13 protein-coding genes and 1 tRNA gene are annotated in these 16,369 nt (G+C 68.0%); 9 read left to right on the top strand and 5 right to left on the bottom strand.

All coding sequences use genetic code 11. The annotated features are described in order from the left end of the window. Positions 1-7: 7 nt before the first annotated feature. From dnaN to PROPJV5_RS09815, 8 genes are all read left to right on the top strand, one after another. A complete protein-coding gene (dnaN, locus tag PROPJV5_RS09850; protein WP_119716185.1) occupies positions 8-1,165 on the top strand; it encodes a DNA polymerase III subunit beta in 1,158 nt (385 codons plus the stop codon). Between the two features lie 9 nt (positions 1,166-1,174). Further along, positions 1,175-2,476 (top strand): DNA replication/repair protein RecF, encoded by a 1,302-nt coding sequence (gene recF / locus PROPJV5_RS09845; RefSeq protein WP_119716184.1) that lies wholly within the window; start codon positions 1,175-1,177, stop codon positions 2,474-2,476. Then, positions 2,473-3,123, top strand: coding sequence for a DciA family protein (locus PROPJV5_RS09840; protein ID WP_119716183.1), 651 nt, complete (start codon positions 2,473-2,475; stop codon positions 3,121-3,123). Before recF ends, PROPJV5_RS09840 begins: the two co-directional genes overlap by 4 nt. Before the next feature lie 306 nt (positions 3,124-3,429). After that, positions 3,430-5,421, top strand: a complete 1,992-nt coding sequence (gene gyrB / locus PROPJV5_RS09835) for a DNA topoisomerase (ATP-hydrolyzing) subunit B (protein WP_182858679.1) — start codon at positions 3,430-3,432, stop codon at positions 5,419-5,421. A gap of 49 nt (positions 5,422-5,470) precedes the next feature. Further along, positions 5,471-8,101, top strand: coding sequence for a DNA gyrase subunit A (gyrA, locus tag PROPJV5_RS09830; protein ID WP_119716181.1), 2,631 nt, complete (start codon positions 5,471-5,473; stop codon positions 8,099-8,101). A gap of 84 nt (positions 8,102-8,185) precedes the next feature. Next, on the top strand, positions 8,186-8,674 hold the full coding sequence (locus PROPJV5_RS09825; RefSeq protein ID WP_239018460.1) for a DUF3566 domain-containing protein: 489 nt from the start codon (positions 8,186-8,188) through the stop codon (positions 8,672-8,674). Positions 8,675-8,741: 67 nt separating this feature from the next. Beyond that, positions 8,742-9,071: a hypothetical protein gene (locus PROPJV5_RS09820; protein ID WP_119716218.1), complete on the top strand. Its 330-nt coding sequence runs from the start codon at positions 8,742-8,744 to the stop codon at positions 9,069-9,071. Then, positions 9,049-9,297: a CopG family transcriptional regulator gene (locus PROPJV5_RS09815; protein WP_119716180.1), complete on the top strand. Its 249-nt coding sequence runs from the start codon at positions 9,049-9,051 to the stop codon at positions 9,295-9,297. Before PROPJV5_RS09820 ends, PROPJV5_RS09815 begins: the two co-directional genes overlap by 23 nt. A gap of 94 nt (positions 9,298-9,391) precedes the next feature. Here the strand turns inward: PROPJV5_RS09815 and PROPJV5_RS09810 are convergent, their stop codons facing one another. The 5 genes from PROPJV5_RS09810 to PROPJV5_RS09790 form a co-directional block, all read right to left on the bottom strand. Beyond that, positions 9,392-10,810, bottom strand: coding sequence for a carboxylesterase family protein (locus PROPJV5_RS09810; protein ID WP_119716179.1), 1,419 nt, complete (start codon positions 10,808-10,810; stop codon positions 9,392-9,394). Between the two features lie 37 nt (positions 10,811-10,847). Next, positions 10,848-11,834, bottom strand: coding sequence for a zinc-binding dehydrogenase (locus PROPJV5_RS09805; RefSeq protein WP_220474405.1), 987 nt, complete (start codon positions 11,832-11,834; stop codon positions 10,848-10,850). Then, positions 11,831-12,406, bottom strand: coding sequence for a TetR/AcrR family transcriptional regulator (locus PROPJV5_RS09800; protein ID WP_119716178.1), 576 nt, complete (start codon positions 12,404-12,406; stop codon positions 11,831-11,833). Before PROPJV5_RS09800 ends, PROPJV5_RS09805 begins: the two co-directional genes overlap by 4 nt. Beyond that, positions 12,384-12,824 carry an MmcQ/YjbR family DNA-binding protein gene (locus PROPJV5_RS09795; RefSeq protein ID WP_119716177.1) on the bottom strand — a complete coding sequence of 147 codons (441 nt, stop codon included), beginning with the start codon at positions 12,822-12,824 and terminating at the stop codon, positions 12,384-12,386. Before PROPJV5_RS09795 ends, PROPJV5_RS09800 begins: the two co-directional genes overlap by 23 nt. 441 nt (positions 12,825-13,265) lie before the next feature. Beyond that, positions 13,266-13,339 (bottom strand) — tRNA-Ile (locus PROPJV5_RS09790). Positions 13,340-13,857: 518 nt separating this feature from the next. Here PROPJV5_RS09790 and PROPJV5_RS09785 point away from each other — a divergent pair. Then, positions 13,858-16,356 carry a LuxR C-terminal-related transcriptional regulator gene (locus PROPJV5_RS09785; RefSeq protein WP_119716176.1) on the top strand — a complete coding sequence of 833 codons (2,499 nt, stop codon included), beginning with the start codon at positions 13,858-13,860 and terminating at the stop codon, positions 16,354-16,356. Positions 16,357-16,369: the final 13 nt, after the last annotated feature.

Here is a 16,369-nt window from a genome sequence, read left to right as displayed (position 1 = left end):
GAGCACAGTGAAGATCACAGTCGATCGCGGTGTCATGGCTGAAGCGGTTGCGTGGGTGGCCCGTAGCCTGCCCAGCCGCCCCAGCGTCCCGATCCTCGCCGGGCTGCTCATGCGTGCCGAGAACGACAAGGTCGTCATGTCGAGCTTCGACTACGAGACCAGCGCCAGGATCACCATCAACACCCAGGTCGACGAGCCGGGTGAGGTGCTCGTCTCCGGGAAGCTGCTGGCAGACATCGCCAAGTCGCTGCCCGACCGTCCCGTCCGGCTCACCGCCGGTGACTCCAGCGTCGAACTCGTGTGCGGGTCGGCACGTTTCACGCTGCAGCTGCTGCCCGTCGAGGAGTACCCGAACCTTCCCGAGATGCCGGCCGTCACCGGCTCGGTCGACTCCGATGTCTTCGCCAGGTCGGTCAGTCAGGTCGTCGTCGCTGCCGGCCGCGACGAGCTGCTGCCCGTCTTCACCGGTGTGCGCATGGAGATCAACGGCGACCGACTGTCCCTGCTGGCGACCGACCGTTACCGCATGGCTCTCAAGGAACTCACCTGGAATCTCACGACGCCCGGCGCCGAGGGAGCGGCCCTCGTCCCCGCCCGGGTGCTGAACGAGGCCGCCCGGTCGATGAGCAGCGGCGAGTCCGTCCAGCTCGCCCTCGCCGGGGACACCACCAGCGAAGGGCTCATCGGCTTCGAGGGCGACGGCACGAGCGGCACGCGCCAGCTCACCACTCGGCTTCTCGACGGTGAATTCCCCAAGGTCCGTCACCTCATGGACATCAAGGGCAGTGTCATCGTGCGGTGCAACACGGCCGAACTCATCGACTCGGTCAAGCGCGTCTCGCTCGTGGCCGAGCGCAACACCTCACTGCGGATGGCCATCGACGACGACCGCATCGCCCTCGACGCGGCCACCGGCGACCAGGCCCAGGCCACCGAGGCGGTGGAGGCCGTCGTCACCCGGGACGGCGGTGACGTCGAGATCAGCGCCGTCGGGTTCAACCCGCACTACCTGTCCGACGCCCTCGGGGCGCTCGACACGCCCTATGTCCAATTCTCCTTCACGGCCCCCGGCAAGCCCTGCCTGGTGCAGGGACTGGCCGAGCTCGACGGCGAGCCCGATGTCGACTACCGGCACGTCATCATGCTCATGAGGCTGCCCAACTGATCGAAGAACGTGTTCGTCGACCATCTGGAACTGGTTGATTTCCGAAGCTACCGAGCCGCCTCGTTGGCGCTCGGCCCGGGCGTCAATGTCCTCATGGGGCCCAACGGGCACGGCAAGACCAACCTCGTCGAGGCCATCGAGTACCTCGCGACGCTGAGTTCGCACCGGGTCGCCTCGGACGCCCCGCTGCTGCGTGCGGGGACCAGCCAGGCGATCATCCGCGCCGCCGTCGTCGCGGGCCGGGACGATCCGCGCAAGCTGCTGCTCGAGATCGAGCTGAATGCCGGCCGTGCCAACCGGGCACGGATCAACCGCGTCCCGCAGCGGCGCGTCCGTGACCTCGTCGGTGCACTGCGCGCCGTCGTCTTCAGCCCCGAGGACCTGGCGATCGTCAAGGGCGACCCGGCGGACCGCCGCGGCTTCCTCGACGCACTCCTGGTCACCCGCTGGCCGCGCATGGCTGCCGTCAAGGCCGACTACGACCGTGCCCTGCGCCAGCGCAACGCGCTGCTCAAGCAGGTCGCCAAGCGCGGTGGGCACCTGGACGACGCGACCGCGGTCACCCTCGACGTCTGGGACGAGCGGCTTGCCGACCTGGGGGCCGAACTGCTCGCCGCGCGGATCACCACACTCGCCGACGTGGCGGCCCCCACCCGCGCCGCCTATGCCGCGATAGCCCCCGTCAACAACGTGGCGAGCGCCCGGTACAAGTCGGCCCTGCCCCACCTGGCCGAACTGCTCGCGCCCGAGGGCGACGAATACCCCGGCACGCCCGACCCGAGCGTTCTGAGCGGGCTGCTGCGCCAGCACATGGCCGTCCGTCGCCATGACGAGTGCATCCGGGGTGTCTCGCTGGTGGGCCCCCACCGCGACGACATCGACCTGCACATCGGCGCCCTGCCCGCCAAGGGTTACGCGAGTCACGGCGAGAGCTGGTCGCTGGCACTGGCCCTGCGACTGGGCAGCCTGACGATGCTGCGCGCCGAGGGCATCGAGCCGGTCCTGGTGCTCGACGACGTCTTCGCCGAACTCGACACCACGCGCAGGGACCGGCTCGCCGAGGCGGTCCGGGACGCCGAACAGGTGCTCGTCACCGCAGCGGTCGACCAGGACGTGCCCGACCAGCTCACCGGCCGCCGCCTCAGGGTGCACATGCACGATGAACCGAACCCGGACGGCGACACCGGCCGTGTCTCGCGGATCACTGGCGAGGGCGTCGTCGACCTCGATGACGGAACCGGCGATGACGGGGCCGGCGACTCGCCCCACGAGCACGCGGAACCCGGCCGGGGCTCGGAGGACGTCCGATGAATCCGCGCGGTCAGAGCCACGACGGACCGGAGCCGGAACAGGGCTCGGCCCGCCCGGAGGGTTTCGGCGCCGGCGAGTTCAGCGCAGCACCAGAACCCGGCCACGACGACGGCACACCACCGCCCGGCGCCGACCCGGTCGAGGAACACGACCCCGAGGGCTTCGACGTGGCCAGCCGGGTCGCCCACAACCTGTCCGGCCTGCTGCCACCGGCGAGGCTGGGTCCGGAGAACAGGAACCGTCGCCGCCGCCGCACGGTGGGCGAGCAGCGGTCCGGCGCCCACCCCGATGCCCGCGACCCGCAGCCGCTCGGTTCGGCCGTCGATGACCTCATCGTGGCGCGCGGCTGGCGCCGGCAGATCGGGTTGCGTCTGATCATCCAGCGCTGGGACGAGCTCGTGGGCCAGACCAACGCACAGCACTCGCGCCCCGAGAGCTACCGCGACGGCGTCCTCGTCGTGCGCGCCGAGTCGAGCACCTGGGCCAGCGCCCTGCGCACGATCGCCCCGCAGCTCGTCGGACGGCTCAACCGCCGGCTCGGGGACGGCGCCGTCACCCGCGTCGACGTGCGGGGCCCGAACGCCCCCAGCTGGCGCCACGGCCCCCGCACCGTCCCGGGCCGAGGGCCCCGCGACACGTACGGGTGAGGACCCGCCCGCCGGGCTGGTGCCCGAGCCGCCGAACGGCTCCGTCCCGTCAGCCGATCGCGGGCGGCCCGCCCGGGTTCGGTACCCCTCCACGCGCGGCGGGGTCGATCGCCGCAGAAGGCCGTTCCAGGGCCTCCAGCGGGAAGCCGTGGTCGGCGCGCGGTGGTGAATTCTCGAAGAGAGCCGTGCTCACTGGTAGAATCGAACGTTGGGTGGCGCCCGTTCACCCCATGATGACAGGAGCACCATCCGGTGAGCGAGAAGCTGAACGAAGAAGTCGATCTCCAGGCTGCCGATACCGCCGACATCGCGAACATCGACATCACCGCGACCGGGAGCACCAATGATCTCGTCGACGGCGAGTACGGCGCTTCCGACATCCAGGTCCTCGAGGGGCTCGAGGCCGTCCGCAAGCGGCCGGGCATGTACATCGGTTCCACCGGGGAGCGCGGTCTGCACCATCTCGTGTACGAGATCGTCGACAACGCGGTGGACGAGGCCCTGGCCGGCTACTGCTCGACCATCAAGGTCGAGCTGCTGGAGGGCGGCGGCTGCCGCGTCACCGACGACGGCCGTGGCATCCCGGTGGCCGAGCACCCGGTCGAACACATCAGCTCACTGACCCTGGTCCTCACCGTCCTGCACGCCGGCGGCAAGTTCGGCGGCGGCGGCTACAAGGTCTCCGGCGGCCTGCACGGCGTCGGCTCCTCGGTCGTCAACGCCCTGTCCGGCCGCCTGCGCGCCGACGTCCACCGCGAGGGCTCCCACTGGGCGCAGAGCTACGAACTGGGCGTGCCCACCGGCCCCGTCCGCCAGCTCGAGGACTCCGACATCACGGGCACGACGATCACCTTCTACCCGAGCGCCGAGATCTTCGAGACCACCAACTTCAGTTTCGAGACCCTGGCCACCCGGTTCCGCGAGATGGCCTTCCTCAACAAGGGGCTGCGCATTGAGATCACCGACCTGCGCGACGGCCACGTCGACGAGGACGGCTCCCCGCTGCACGAGGCCTTCCAGTTCGACCGCGGCCTGGTCGACTACGTCAACTACCTCAACGGCAGCCGCGAGGCCCTCTCGCCGGTCATCGACGTCGAGGCCCACTCTGCCGACCTCGGCATGGGCGTCGAGGTCGCCATGCAGTGGAACACCGGGTACACCACGAGCCTGCACACCTTCGCCAACGCCATCAACACGCAGGAGGGCGGCACGCACGAGGAGGGCTTCCGCACCGCGCTGACCACCACGGTCAACAAGTGGGGCGAGGCCTGGGGTCTCATCAAGAAACGCGAGGACCGCGTCTCCAACGACGACATCCGCGAGGGCCTGACGGCCATCGTCTCGATCAAGCTCGTCGAACCGCAGTTCGAGGGCCAGACGAAGACCAAGCTCGGCAACACGGAGGCCCGCGGCTTCGTCCAGCGGGCCGTCAACGAGCGCCTCGGCGACTGGATGGAGTGCAACCCGGCCGAGGGCAAGGAGATCGTCCGCAAGGCCCAGGCCGCCGCCAGCGCCCGGATCGCCGCCCGCAAGGCCCGCGACCTGGCCCGCAACCGCAAGGGCCTGCTCGGCTCCAGCTCACTGCCCGGCAAGCTCGCCGACTGCTCGAGCAACGAGCCCAGCGAGTGCGAGATCTTCATCGTCGAGGGCGACTCGGCCGGCGGCTCCGCCAAGGGCGGACGCAACCCGCGCACCCAGGCGATCCTGCCGTTGCGCGGCAAGATCCTCAACGTCGAGAAGGCCCGCATCGACCGCGCCCTGCAGTCGGACACCATCGAGGCGATCATCAACGCCCTCGGCACCGGCGTGCACGAGGAGTTCGACCTGAACAAGCTGCGGTACCACAAGATCATCCTCATGGCCGACGCCGACGTCGACGGCGCGCACATCCGCACCCTGCTGCTCACCCTGCTGTTCCGGTTCATGCCGGCACTCATCGAGGGCGGCTACGTCTACCTGGCCCAGCCGCCGCTGTTCCGCCTGCGCTGGACGAACTCGCCCCACGAGCTCGCCTACTCCGACGCCGAGCGCGACGCCCTGCGCGACGCGGGCCTGGCGGCCGGCAAGAAACTGCCCAACGTCAACCCGATCCAGCGGTACAAGGGCCTCGGCGAGATGGACGCCCAGGACCTGTGGTCCACCACCATGGACCCGGACAACCGCATCCTGCTCCAGGTGAGCATCGAGGACGCCGCCCAGGCCGACCAGATGTTCCAGATCCTCATGGGGGAGGACGTCGAACAGCGCCGGCGCTTCATCCAGCGCAACGCCAAGGACGTCCGTTTCATCGATGCGTGACCGCCGGTAGGCATCGGACGCGCACGACCCCCGCAAGCAAGGAAGAACGATGAGCGAGACCCCGAACAACGCCAACGACGCAGGAAAGGACGAGCTGGTCGGGCCCGGGAAGGGCACGATCGAGAGCGTCGAGCTCAAGGGTGAGATCCAGAACGCCTTCCTCGACTACGCCATGAGCGTCATCGTCGAACGCGCCCTGCCCGACGTGCGCGACGGCCTCAAACCCGTGCACCGCCGCGTCATCTACACGATGTACGACGGCGGCTACCGTCCCGACCGCGGCTGGAACAAGTGCTCCCGCGTCGTCGGCGACGTCATGGGCAAGTACCACCCGCACGGCGACTCGGCCATCTACGACACCCTCGTCCGCCTGGCCCAGCCGTGGGCCATGCGGTACACGCTCGTCAACGGCCAGGGCAACTTCGGTTCACCCGGCAACGACGGCGCCGCCGCCATGCGCTACACCGAGTGCCGGATGGCCCCGCTGGCCATGGAGATGGTGCGCGACATCGACCAGGACACGGTCGACTTCCAGCCCAACTACGACAACCGCGACACCGAACCCACCGTCCTGCCGTCCCGCTTCCCGAACCTGCTCGTCAACGGCTCCACCGGCATCGCCGTCGGCATGGCCACGAACATCCCGACGCACAATCTGCGCGAGGTCAACGAGGCCGTGCAGTGGTTTCTCGCCAACCCCGGGGCCACGGACGAGGAGCTGCTCGAGGCCTCGATGGCCCGCATCAAGGGCCCCGACTTCCCGGGCGGCGCCCTCATCGTGGGGCGCAAGGGCATCGAGGACGCCTACCGCACCGGTCGCGGTTCGGTCATCATGCGCGCCGTCATCTCCATCGAGGAGGACGCCAAGGGCCGCACGCAGCTGGTCATCACCGAGCTGCCGTACATGTGCAATCCGGACAACCTCGCCCAGAAGATCGCCGACCTGGTGAACTCCGGACGCATCAACGGCATCGCCGACATCCGCGACGACACATCCACCCGCACCGGTCAGCGCCTCGTCATCATCCTCAAGCGCGACGCCCAGCCGCGCGTGGTGATGAACAACCTGTACAAGCACACGCAGCTGCAGGACACCTTCGGGTGCAACATGCTCGCCCTCGTCGACAACGTGCCGCGCACCCTGCGACTCGACCAGTTCATCCGCTACTGGGTCGACCACCAGCTGCAGGTCATCGAGCGCCGCACCCAGTACCAGCTCAACCAGGCCGAGAAGGAGGCGCACATCTACCGCGGCCTGGCGAAGGCCCTCGACATGCTCGACGAGGTCATCGCGCTGATCCGCCGCTCGCCGAACTCCGAGGTCGCGAACCAGGGCCTGCAGGAACTGCTCGGGATCGACGAGGTCCAGGCCTCCGCCATCCTCAACATGCAGCTGCGCCGCCTGGCCGCCCTGGAACGCCAGAAGATCCTCGACAAGCTCGCCGAGCTCGAGGCCCTCATCGCCGACCTGAAGGCCATCCTGGCCAGCAAGGACCGCCAGCGCGAGATCATCTCCACCGAGCTGGGCGAGATCGTCGACAAGTACGGTGACGAGCGCCGCACCCAGATCATCGCCGCCGAGGGCGACTTCAGTGAGGAGGACTTCGTCCCCGACGACGACATGGTCGTCACGATCACCCGCGGCGGCTACGCCAAACGCACCCGCACCGATCAGTACCGCCCGCAGCGCCGTGGTGGGCGCGGGGTGCGCGGCGCGAGCCTGCGCAGCGACGACGAGGTGCAGCACCTGTTCGCCACGACGAACCACCAGTGGATCCTGTTCTTCACGAACATGGGCCGCGTCTACCGCATCAAGACCTGGCAGCTGCCCGAGGGCGGCCGGGACGCCAAGGGCGGCCACATCGCCGGCCTGCTCAGCTTCCTGCCCGGTGAGCGGATCGCCCAGGTGCTGGCGCTGCGCAGCTACGCCGATGCCGACTACCTCGTCCTGGCCACCCGCAAGGGCCTCATCAAGAAGACGGCGCTGAGCGCCTACGACTCGCCGCGCCAGGCCGGCCTCATCGCCGTGAACTTCCGCGACGAGGACGACGAGCTGATCGGCGCCGAGCTGGTCAATGCGGACGACGACATCGTGCTCGTCTCCCGCCGGGCCCAGGCCCTGCGCTTCCACGCCACCGATGAGCAGCTGCGTCCGATGGGGCGCACCACCTCGGGCGTGACCGGCATGCGGTTCCGCGACGGGGACGAACTGCTGCTCATGGGCGTCGTGGCCTCGGGCACCCCCGGCGACGAGCTGTTCGTCTTCACCGTCACCGACGGCGGCTACGCCAAGCGCACCCCGGTGGGGGACTACCGCGTCCAGAACCGGGGCGGGCTGGGTATCAAGGCCATGCGCGTGGACGACGACCGGGGCCGCCTCGTGGGCGGCCTGGTCGTCCGGGAGACCGACGAGGTCATCGCCATCAAGGCCTCCGGGCAGGTGACCCGCTCGGCCGTGGCCGAGGTGCACCCGACCGGCCGTGACACGATGGGTGTCAGGTTCGTCGGTGTGCGCGGCAATGACGAGGTCATCGCGATCGCCCTCAACCCGGAGCACGGCCAGGCCGCGGAACCAGCGGATGAGGACGCCGACGAGCCCGCCGGCGGGGGCACGGCCGCCGTACCGGCCCCGGACCCGACTCCGGACGATCAGGGGGATGTGGCCGCCGGCCAGGACTGACCCGCAGGAGCCCCCCGGGATGTGAGAGGCTGGCTGGCAGCAGGTGCCCGGTGACCGGGCATGAACAGGCACGCAGGAGGACTCATGGCGAAAGCCGTCAACGACCCGGACAGGACGCGCGTCACCCAGCGCCGCCAGCCCGTGGAGGCATCCGCGGGCGGTGTCGGTATGACGTTGGCCGGGGCCGACAAGGGCACCCGCCGCCCCACCCGCAAGGCCCGGCTGCGCATCGCACGATTCGACCCGTGGTCGGTGATGAAGACCTCGTTCCTCTTCTCCATCGCGGCCGGCGTCATCCTGTTCGTCGCGGTGTGGATCGTCTGGGGCATCTTCGCCCTCTCCGGCGCCCTCGACCAGGCCCAGGAGGCCCTGACCGCCCTCGTCGGCAGCTCCTCGGGCTCGGGTCTGGAGCTGTCGAACTACATCAGCCAGTGGCGGGTGCTCGGCTTCACCGCCATCGTGGCCGTGCTGAACGTCGTGTTCATCACCGCGATCTGCACGTTGCTCAGCTTCCTGTACAACCTGGCGGCCAATGTCATCGGGGGCCTTGAGGTCACTCTCGCAGAGGACTGAGCCCTCGGCCGGGGCCTGGCCGAATGATGGGCGGTCATCTTCGTCTTACTTCGTAGTACACTTGACCATGGGCGAGGTGCTTCATTGGGACGACGAGGCCGCCGCCTATGTCCGATCCAGGGGCGATCGTTACCAGGGTGGGCAGAGCCTCGAGCCCGAGTGGGCCCAAGAAGCACTTCAGGACCGTGACGTGGCCGCATTGGAGCCTGATCCCAAGTCACGCATGGGCGCCTCGCGGTTCATCGGATACTCTCCCGGCGCCGGACGAGTGGTGACCGTCATCGCCTTTCGTGACGAGGACGGCGACCTTCACTTGATCAATGCATGGCCTGCCACGGGCGCCGACCTGAGGATTTATCGAGAGGAGATCACCGATGGCCAAGACGATGGATCGTGACCTGGCCGCGCGATTGCGCGCCGAATCCGAGACCACCCGGAACGACGCCTACCCTAACGACACCAGGGTCACCCGTCCCAACCGCCGGACAAAGGTGTATTCCGTCCGCCTGAGTGCCGAGGAGCAGGCACGTGTGGAGGCCGTGGCCCGGGCCCGCCACCTGCCGGCGTCCACCCTCGTACGTTCGTGGATCCTCGACCGGCTGGACGCCGAGAAGAGCGCCTGATTGCTTGATCAAGACGGGTCAGTCCTGGTCGCCCAACACCGATAATTGACACTCCCGGCTGTCAGGAGCTGCTCCGGAGCCACCGGTATGGGGATCAGGGGCGTGCGATGCCGCGGAAGTTTTCCAACACCTCTTGGCAGTGCTGTGTGGCGTCGTAGGGCATTGTGCCCAGACCCTTGGCCGTCGGCACGGTGGTGACGGGTTCCCACAGCTGGTCGGTCTGACCCGTGGCCAACGCGAGTAGGGCGTCGCGGACTGCCGTGTCACGGACGGCCTGTTCCTCGCTGCGCCCAGGTGCCTCCTGGCCGACGATGCCGTACAGCTCGGTGCCGTGGACGGCATGCGCACCCTCAGCCGAGCCGATGACGAGCCGGTATGCGGTGCCTCCCGCGGCGGCGTGGGCGAGGGCACCGCGGGTCTGGGGCAGGGTGAAGGAGTAGTCGGTGAGCAGAGCACCGCGGGCCTCTACGGGGGTACGACCCTCGGCGTAGACGGCGACGATCTTCTCTGCGCGGCTGCGGGCGATGCGGTTGCGGGTGGCGAACTCGTCGACAAGATTCTCAAAGCTACCGGGGTCGAAGTCGGCGGTGCGGTGCAGCACCCACCAGTCGGTCTCGTGAGTGGTGTTGCTGAACAGGATGTCAACCTCGGGGCGGCGTCCGGTCTCCAGGGCGCGCATGGGGTGGTGGGCGAGGACACCGTGGGGCTGCTCGCGGTCGTCAACAAGGGCGATGACGTCATTATCGACACCATGGGCGCTCCCGGGATCGGGCGAAACGGTGCGCGCCATGGCATTGACGAGGTCCATCGCATCGACGTCGATGAGCTGCTGCGGGTCGTCCTGCAGGCCCAGGTCGGCCAGGAGGGTGCGAGCGCGTTCCTCCGCTCCCCAGGCGGGGACGAGGCGCGACGGCATGCCGGAGAACGCGGCGATGTGATGGTAGAGCCCGTCGGCTGCGGGCACGCCGAGCAGGCCGAGTGCGGTGAAGCCTCCGGCGCTCTGGCCGGTGACAGTGACGTCGGCGGGGTCGCCACCGAAACGGCCGATGTTTTCGCGTACCCATTGCAGGGCGCAAATGAGGTCCTGCAGAGTCAGATTGGTGGCCTCGGACAGAGCACCGCCGTACTGGGACAGACTCAGCGCGCCGAAGGCGCCGAGTCGGTAGTTGATCGAGACTCCGATGACGCGGCCGGTTGCGGCCAGCCCGGAGGCATTGGATGTGGTCTGGGTGTTGGAACCCATCATCCATCCGCCCCCGAAGAGGTAGACGATGACGGGGAGCGGTCTGTCGCCGGTGTCGGTGGGAGCCCAGATGTTTAGGTTGAGGCAGTCCTCACTGAAGCCGTTGGTGGCCTCCAGCCAGCTGGTGTCACCGGCTTGGAGGGGCGCGGGGCCGTACTGGTCGTAGGGCCGATCGGGATCGAATGCGGCACGCTGGGGGCTGTGGAAACGTTTGGCAGTGGCATAAGGAACCCCCAGCCAGGCGCGTACAGGGTGGATGGTCTCGATCATGTGGTTCTCCTGCTGGTGGCAAGGTGGGTATGTCTGGTCAGAGTACGACGACGCACTTGCCAGGACGCCGGTCATGCTCCAGGTCATGGTGGGCCTGGCCAACCCGGGCCAGGCCCCGGTACACCGCGGACGTGACCGGTGTGATGCTGCCCGCGGCGATGGCCTTGAGATAGCCGTCGAAGCTGGCTTCGTCAAGATCGCTGGCCTCACCGGCATAGGTGGTGAGTCGGACGCCGACCGGAACGAGCTCGAAGGGGGAGACGTCGCCAAGCGTCCAGTGGCCGTTGAGGGCCCCGGTGAAACAGCCGATGCCGCCGGGCTTCAACAGAGCCAGGGTAGCGGGCAGTGCATCGGCTCCAACGAGCTCAAGGACGGCGTCGAGTCCGTTGGGACAGATCACGGATACCTGCTCGGCAAGGGTGTCGTCATCGATGACCACATGATCGGCCCCCACGTGCTCCAGCAGCAAGCGGTTCTCCGATTTTCGGCTAGTGGCCAGCACTGTGGCGCCCATGTTATGGGCGAGAGAGGTGGCGGTGAGACCGACGGTCGAAGTGCCGCCGTGCACCAGCAGTGTCTGGCCGGGATCCAGGCGAAGGGCGCGGTGAAGGGAGCCGTGGGCCGTCTGCAGCATCTCCGGCAGGGCGCCAAGCACCTCCCAGGGCAGGTCGCTGGTAAAGGTGATGAGCTGGTCTTCGGGCACGAGAACGTACTCGGCATAGCTGCCATCCCAGCCACGGCCCATGCCGCCCATCATGGTGGCGACCTGCTGACCCACGGTCAGGGTGCTGGACACATCGACCGCGTCCACGACACCCACGCACTCGATGCCGAGGATCCGCGGGAAGCTGAAATCGGGCGAGGACTGACCGCGTCGGCTGGTCACCTCGGACTCGTTGACCCCGAATGCCTTGACGGCGACACGCACCCAGCCTGGGCGTGGTTCGGGAACTGGGACGTCAACCGGATGCAGGTCTTCGGCAGCAGTGGGTCCGGTCAGGCGAATGGCTTTCATGGTGGTCATGCGGATGTTCCTTCCAGGGAGTCGAAGGCGGTGACGAGGCCGTGAATGGCAGTGCGGACCATGCCCGGGTCGAGGGGTTCGTCGTTCCACGAGCGCTGGGTCCACAGACCCTCGATCAGCGCATCGAGGGCATGGGCGCAGGGCTCGGTGAAGTGCAGCATGAGGGCGGTCCGGGCATTGGCCTCGAGCCGGTCACGTACCAGCGCTGCGGCCTTCGGGTCACGGCTGCCGAGGGAGTACAGCTCGCGCACGGCGCGGACCTCCTGCTGGCTGGCGTCATCGGGGTCGATGACGTAGTCGATGAGCACCTCGATCGCCTCGTCTCGGGTGCCTGCTGCCCGCAGGCGTACGTTGAAGTTCGGTTCTGCATGCTCGGTCAGCAGCTCGAAGGCAGACATGATGAGCTCGTCGGTGTCGGTGAAGTAGTAGGTGATTGACCCCGGCGAGACGCCGGCCCGTTCGGCCACACCGCGGACGGTGAAGCGCCGAAGCCCCCGCTCGGCGATGAATTCGAGGGCCACAGCCCGCAAACGGTCGCGGCGCCCCGGATCATTGGGGATTCCCTTGCGCACGGCATCCCTCCTGTCCCCGTACGGGCTGGTGTTTCGTCAGCGATCGCCTGGGAACGTGCGCCAGTGTTTCCTGCTGTGCAGAGGGAAGGCGCTCGACGACGAGCAGATATGAGTCGGTGACCAGTTCGTCGAGCAGGTCGGCGTCCACATCGCCGTCCGGGTGGATGGTGATCCAGTGCTTCTTGTTCATGTGGTATCCCGCACTGATGTCGGCGTGTTCCTGCCGAAGGGCCATGGCGTCGCACGGGGTCGCCTTGAGGACGACGATCGGCTCCCCGGCGATCTGGGTCTGCAACATGAAGATCTTCCCGCGAACCTTCCACACGTCACAGTTGTCGCCGAAGGGATACGTGAGCTCGGAGCCGGGCAGGTCCTCTGCACTCGCTGTCGCATACTCCTGAAGTTGTTCCCTGTCCACGTCCGATCTCCTGTTCAACTCAACGGGTCACAGCATAGTCTCAGTATGTGCATTTGTACATACTGAGACTATGCCGGGACACGCCGTTCTGTGCGACCAAGGGTGCCGACGCGCCAACCCGGTGCCGTACCTGAATACGGCTCAGCGCACCTGGCAATGACTTTGAGAGCTTCCGGCTAGCCGTGTTCGCCATCACCGTCCCGAAGTGTCATCCCCGTGATCCTGCTGAATGACGAGCGTGCCGTGCACGAGTGACAATGCCAATCGCAGGCCGCTCTCGGTGTCACGCGACGGACGAGCAATCCCATGGTTGAGTCATACTCAGTTTTGAGGCGTCGGGTGGCTATTGATCAACGGACCGGGGTGGGTACCAGTGGTCACTGGTGCGGATTCCAACTTCAGGCACTTGCCCTGACTAACGGAACCATGTGGCTCGGTAGGTGGGCCTAACTGGACTTGAACCAGTGACCTCGTCCTTATCAGGGACGCGCTCTAACCGACTGAGCTATAGGCCCTCCGGCGCGGCGATGAGTCGCACCGAGGTTGCACTGTACAGCACGACGCGCGTCCTGCTCAAATCGGCGACGGCGTCCCGGCTCGGCACGCTTCGCGCCATGCGCCCCGAGGAGGCGGACGTGCCGCGGAGGGGTGAACCATGGGTGGAGGATTCATCCGCCGAGGTGCGGTTCCCACGCACCCTTCACGATTCAACATTTCGCATGGATTGCCCGCATTCCGCGTCGGGCAAGGCAATCCGCTTCAGGTCAGGCTAGAGTAACAGCCAACGCACAACCCCCTGCGATCGGTTGACACGACGCCCGGTGGTTCGAAGCGATGCTGTTCTGCCCTGGGACATCGCGCGAGGACCGGGTGACAGAAGAAGAGTTCGCGGACATCGGTTCGCCAGAACCCGAGCACCCCATCACCTCGGGGCCGGGGCCTTCGGCGCCCCGGTTGCCGTACCACCCGGCGCGGTATTCATCATCGAGGTTCCCAACAGCGGCGCCAGTCCGCAGGAAGGTCTGGGCGAGACATGGATCACGGCGACATCATCAAGGCCCTGGCGCCTCGACTCACGATGTCCCTCGCCATGGTGGATCGTGCGATCGTCCACGCACCCCAGGAGTTCTACCCCATCGAGGCCGTGCGCCACGCCCTTGAGCAGATCGAGGGCCACGGGTCCCGGACGGTGATCGACGTGCGGGACGGCGACGACATCGACCGCCTCCGGCAGGAGATCCGGCACCAGTCGCGGCCGCTGTTCGTGGCCTGGCACGGTCTCGACCAGCAGTTTGAGGAGCTGCTCCGGACCATCCGGGATCGCGGTGAGGACATCCCCCTCCTGCAGCGCTCGGTCGTCGTCGCGGCAGCCATCGACCGCAGGCCCGACGTCGGCCTCGGCGACCTGTTCGACACCGAACTCGGTTCGGGTTCCCTCGTCCTGGACGCGCAGGTGCTCAGGGAACTCGGCCCCGAGCAGGCGGCCGATGCCGCCTGGTGCTTCCGCACGTTGCGGGTGACCGGCGGCGTCCCCGCGCTCTGGGAGGCCTTCGCCGAGGATCTCGACGCCGCGGGCGGCGAGGATCTCACCAGGCAGTGGGTCCGTCTTGACTCCCGACCCAGCCCGGGACGCTCGGCGGACGTGACGGCCGCCTGGGTCGAGCGTGCCTACCCGGCCTGGGCCACCGATCCCCTCGTGCTCCTGCACGCCTGGACCCATTTCATCCCCGAGCCGATGATGGCAGGCATCGCCTCGTACATCCTGGACCGCCGGGTCTCGGTGTCCGAGGTGCGGCAGGCCCGCCTCAACGGCGTCATCACCCGACCCGGCGCCAGCGAACCGGGCTTCCCGGTCCTGCTCGCGGCGCAAACCGTCGACCGGATGATGACCGACCCGGCGAGCCCGGCTCGGCTCTGGCGGCGCCGCACGAGATCGGCCATGATCGATCGCGCCCTGCCCATCCCCGACGCCGTGCGCATCTGCATGCTCACGATGATCCGGGACTGGCCCTCCCTCGATGCCCTCCTGGCCTCCTCGATGCACATCCTCGCGACGTTTGCCGCCAACGAGCGGCAGGGCCTGGCCGAGGCCTGGGCCGATCAGGTTCCCCCGGAATGGGCACACATCGCCTACGCCCGCAAATTCCTGCAGGGCACCTGGGGTTACGGCCCGCCGGCCCTGCCCCTGCCCTGGCGCGAGCTCGCCTACCTCGTCACCGGCGAGGAGCCCGAACCCAGCTACCCGCAGTTGAAGGAGCTGCACCAGCGGCTTCTCGTCGCCATGAGCCGGCTGCGACCCGACTCCGCCGAGGACATGCGCGAGTTCGCCAGGACAGCCGAACAGGTGCTCACCGATCTCACCTCCGAACAGCTGGAGAGGCACACCCCGAGGTCGCGACGAAGCGTGCAGTTCATTGATGACGCCGCGACCCTGGCGCTGTGCCTGGTCGGGCTGGCCGACGGCATGATCGCCACGGCGCTGCTGTCCGACGCCCAGGCCTGCCTGGCCCTGGCCGCCACCGTCTGCACCAGGTCCGGCATCGACGTCGCCAGTCACCCGGCGCTCGTGCTCGGTCTGACCGCGCGCAGTGCCATGCTCTCGGGCAAGACGGCCCTGTACGCCCAGGCCCGTTCCTACATCACGGAGTACGAACGTCTCGTCACCTCCAGCGGGGCCCGTGACGAGCTGCCCGAGCAGCTCATCCGCATCGCCATCCGGTACGACAGCAACCTGACCATGACCGGGCCCTCGAGCGCCGACATCTCGCTGAACACCCCGTTCGCGCCCCTGCAGGTCGAGGCCGAGGGGTGGGCGCTGCTCGTCAACCGGGGAACCCTGCCGGCCTACCAGTGGCTGCAGGCCTTTCTCGGGCGTTCCCGCTGGAGCAACCTGATGGCGTTCGAGTGGTGGCCCCTGCACGCCACACTCGCCATGATCGACGTGCGCGAGGGCCGTCTGCACGAATCGCAGCGCCGGCTCGAGGACGGGTCGATCCCCTCCGAGATGGCACTGGTCATCCGGGCCGCGGCGAAACTGGTCGAGGGGCACCAGGAGACCGTCGAGACCCTCGTCGACCGGGTCCTGGCCACACCGACGACGACCACCCGCTGGCGCATGATCGCCTACGGCCTCAAACTCGGTGCGGTGGCCGGCGGACCCGATCCCGAGGACGTGGCCGGCATGGTGCTCCACCTGTACGACTGGGCCGATGCCCCCGGTGCGCTGGCCCTCCTGCCCGACCCGGCACGCAAACCAATCCTCGACCATGTGGGTTCGCCCTTCAGCGAACTCGCCGGGCTCCGGATCCGCGAGACGGTCGATGGGGTCCCGGCCGGTTCGGTCCGTCTCACGCCGCGCCAGATCGACGTGCTCCAGGGTCTGGTCGAGGGCAAGACACTGGGCAGGATCGCCGTCGATCTCGGCCTTGGCAAGGAGACTGTCCGTTCCACTGCAAAGCAGATGTACAAGCGCCTCGGCGTGCACGACCGGGCTTCGGCCGTGCTCATGGGCCAGGCCCTGGGCATGATCTGACCCGGTGTCGAAC

Origin of the sequence: Propionibacterium ruminifibrarum (genome assembly GCF_900289195.1) — a bacterium.
Lineage (GTDB): Bacteria > Actinomycetota > Actinomycetes > Propionibacteriales > Propionibacteriaceae > Propionibacterium > Propionibacterium ruminifibrarum.
The sequence above is the reverse complement of the archived record's forward strand: the minus strand, read 5'-3'. Positions and strand labels throughout refer to the sequence as shown.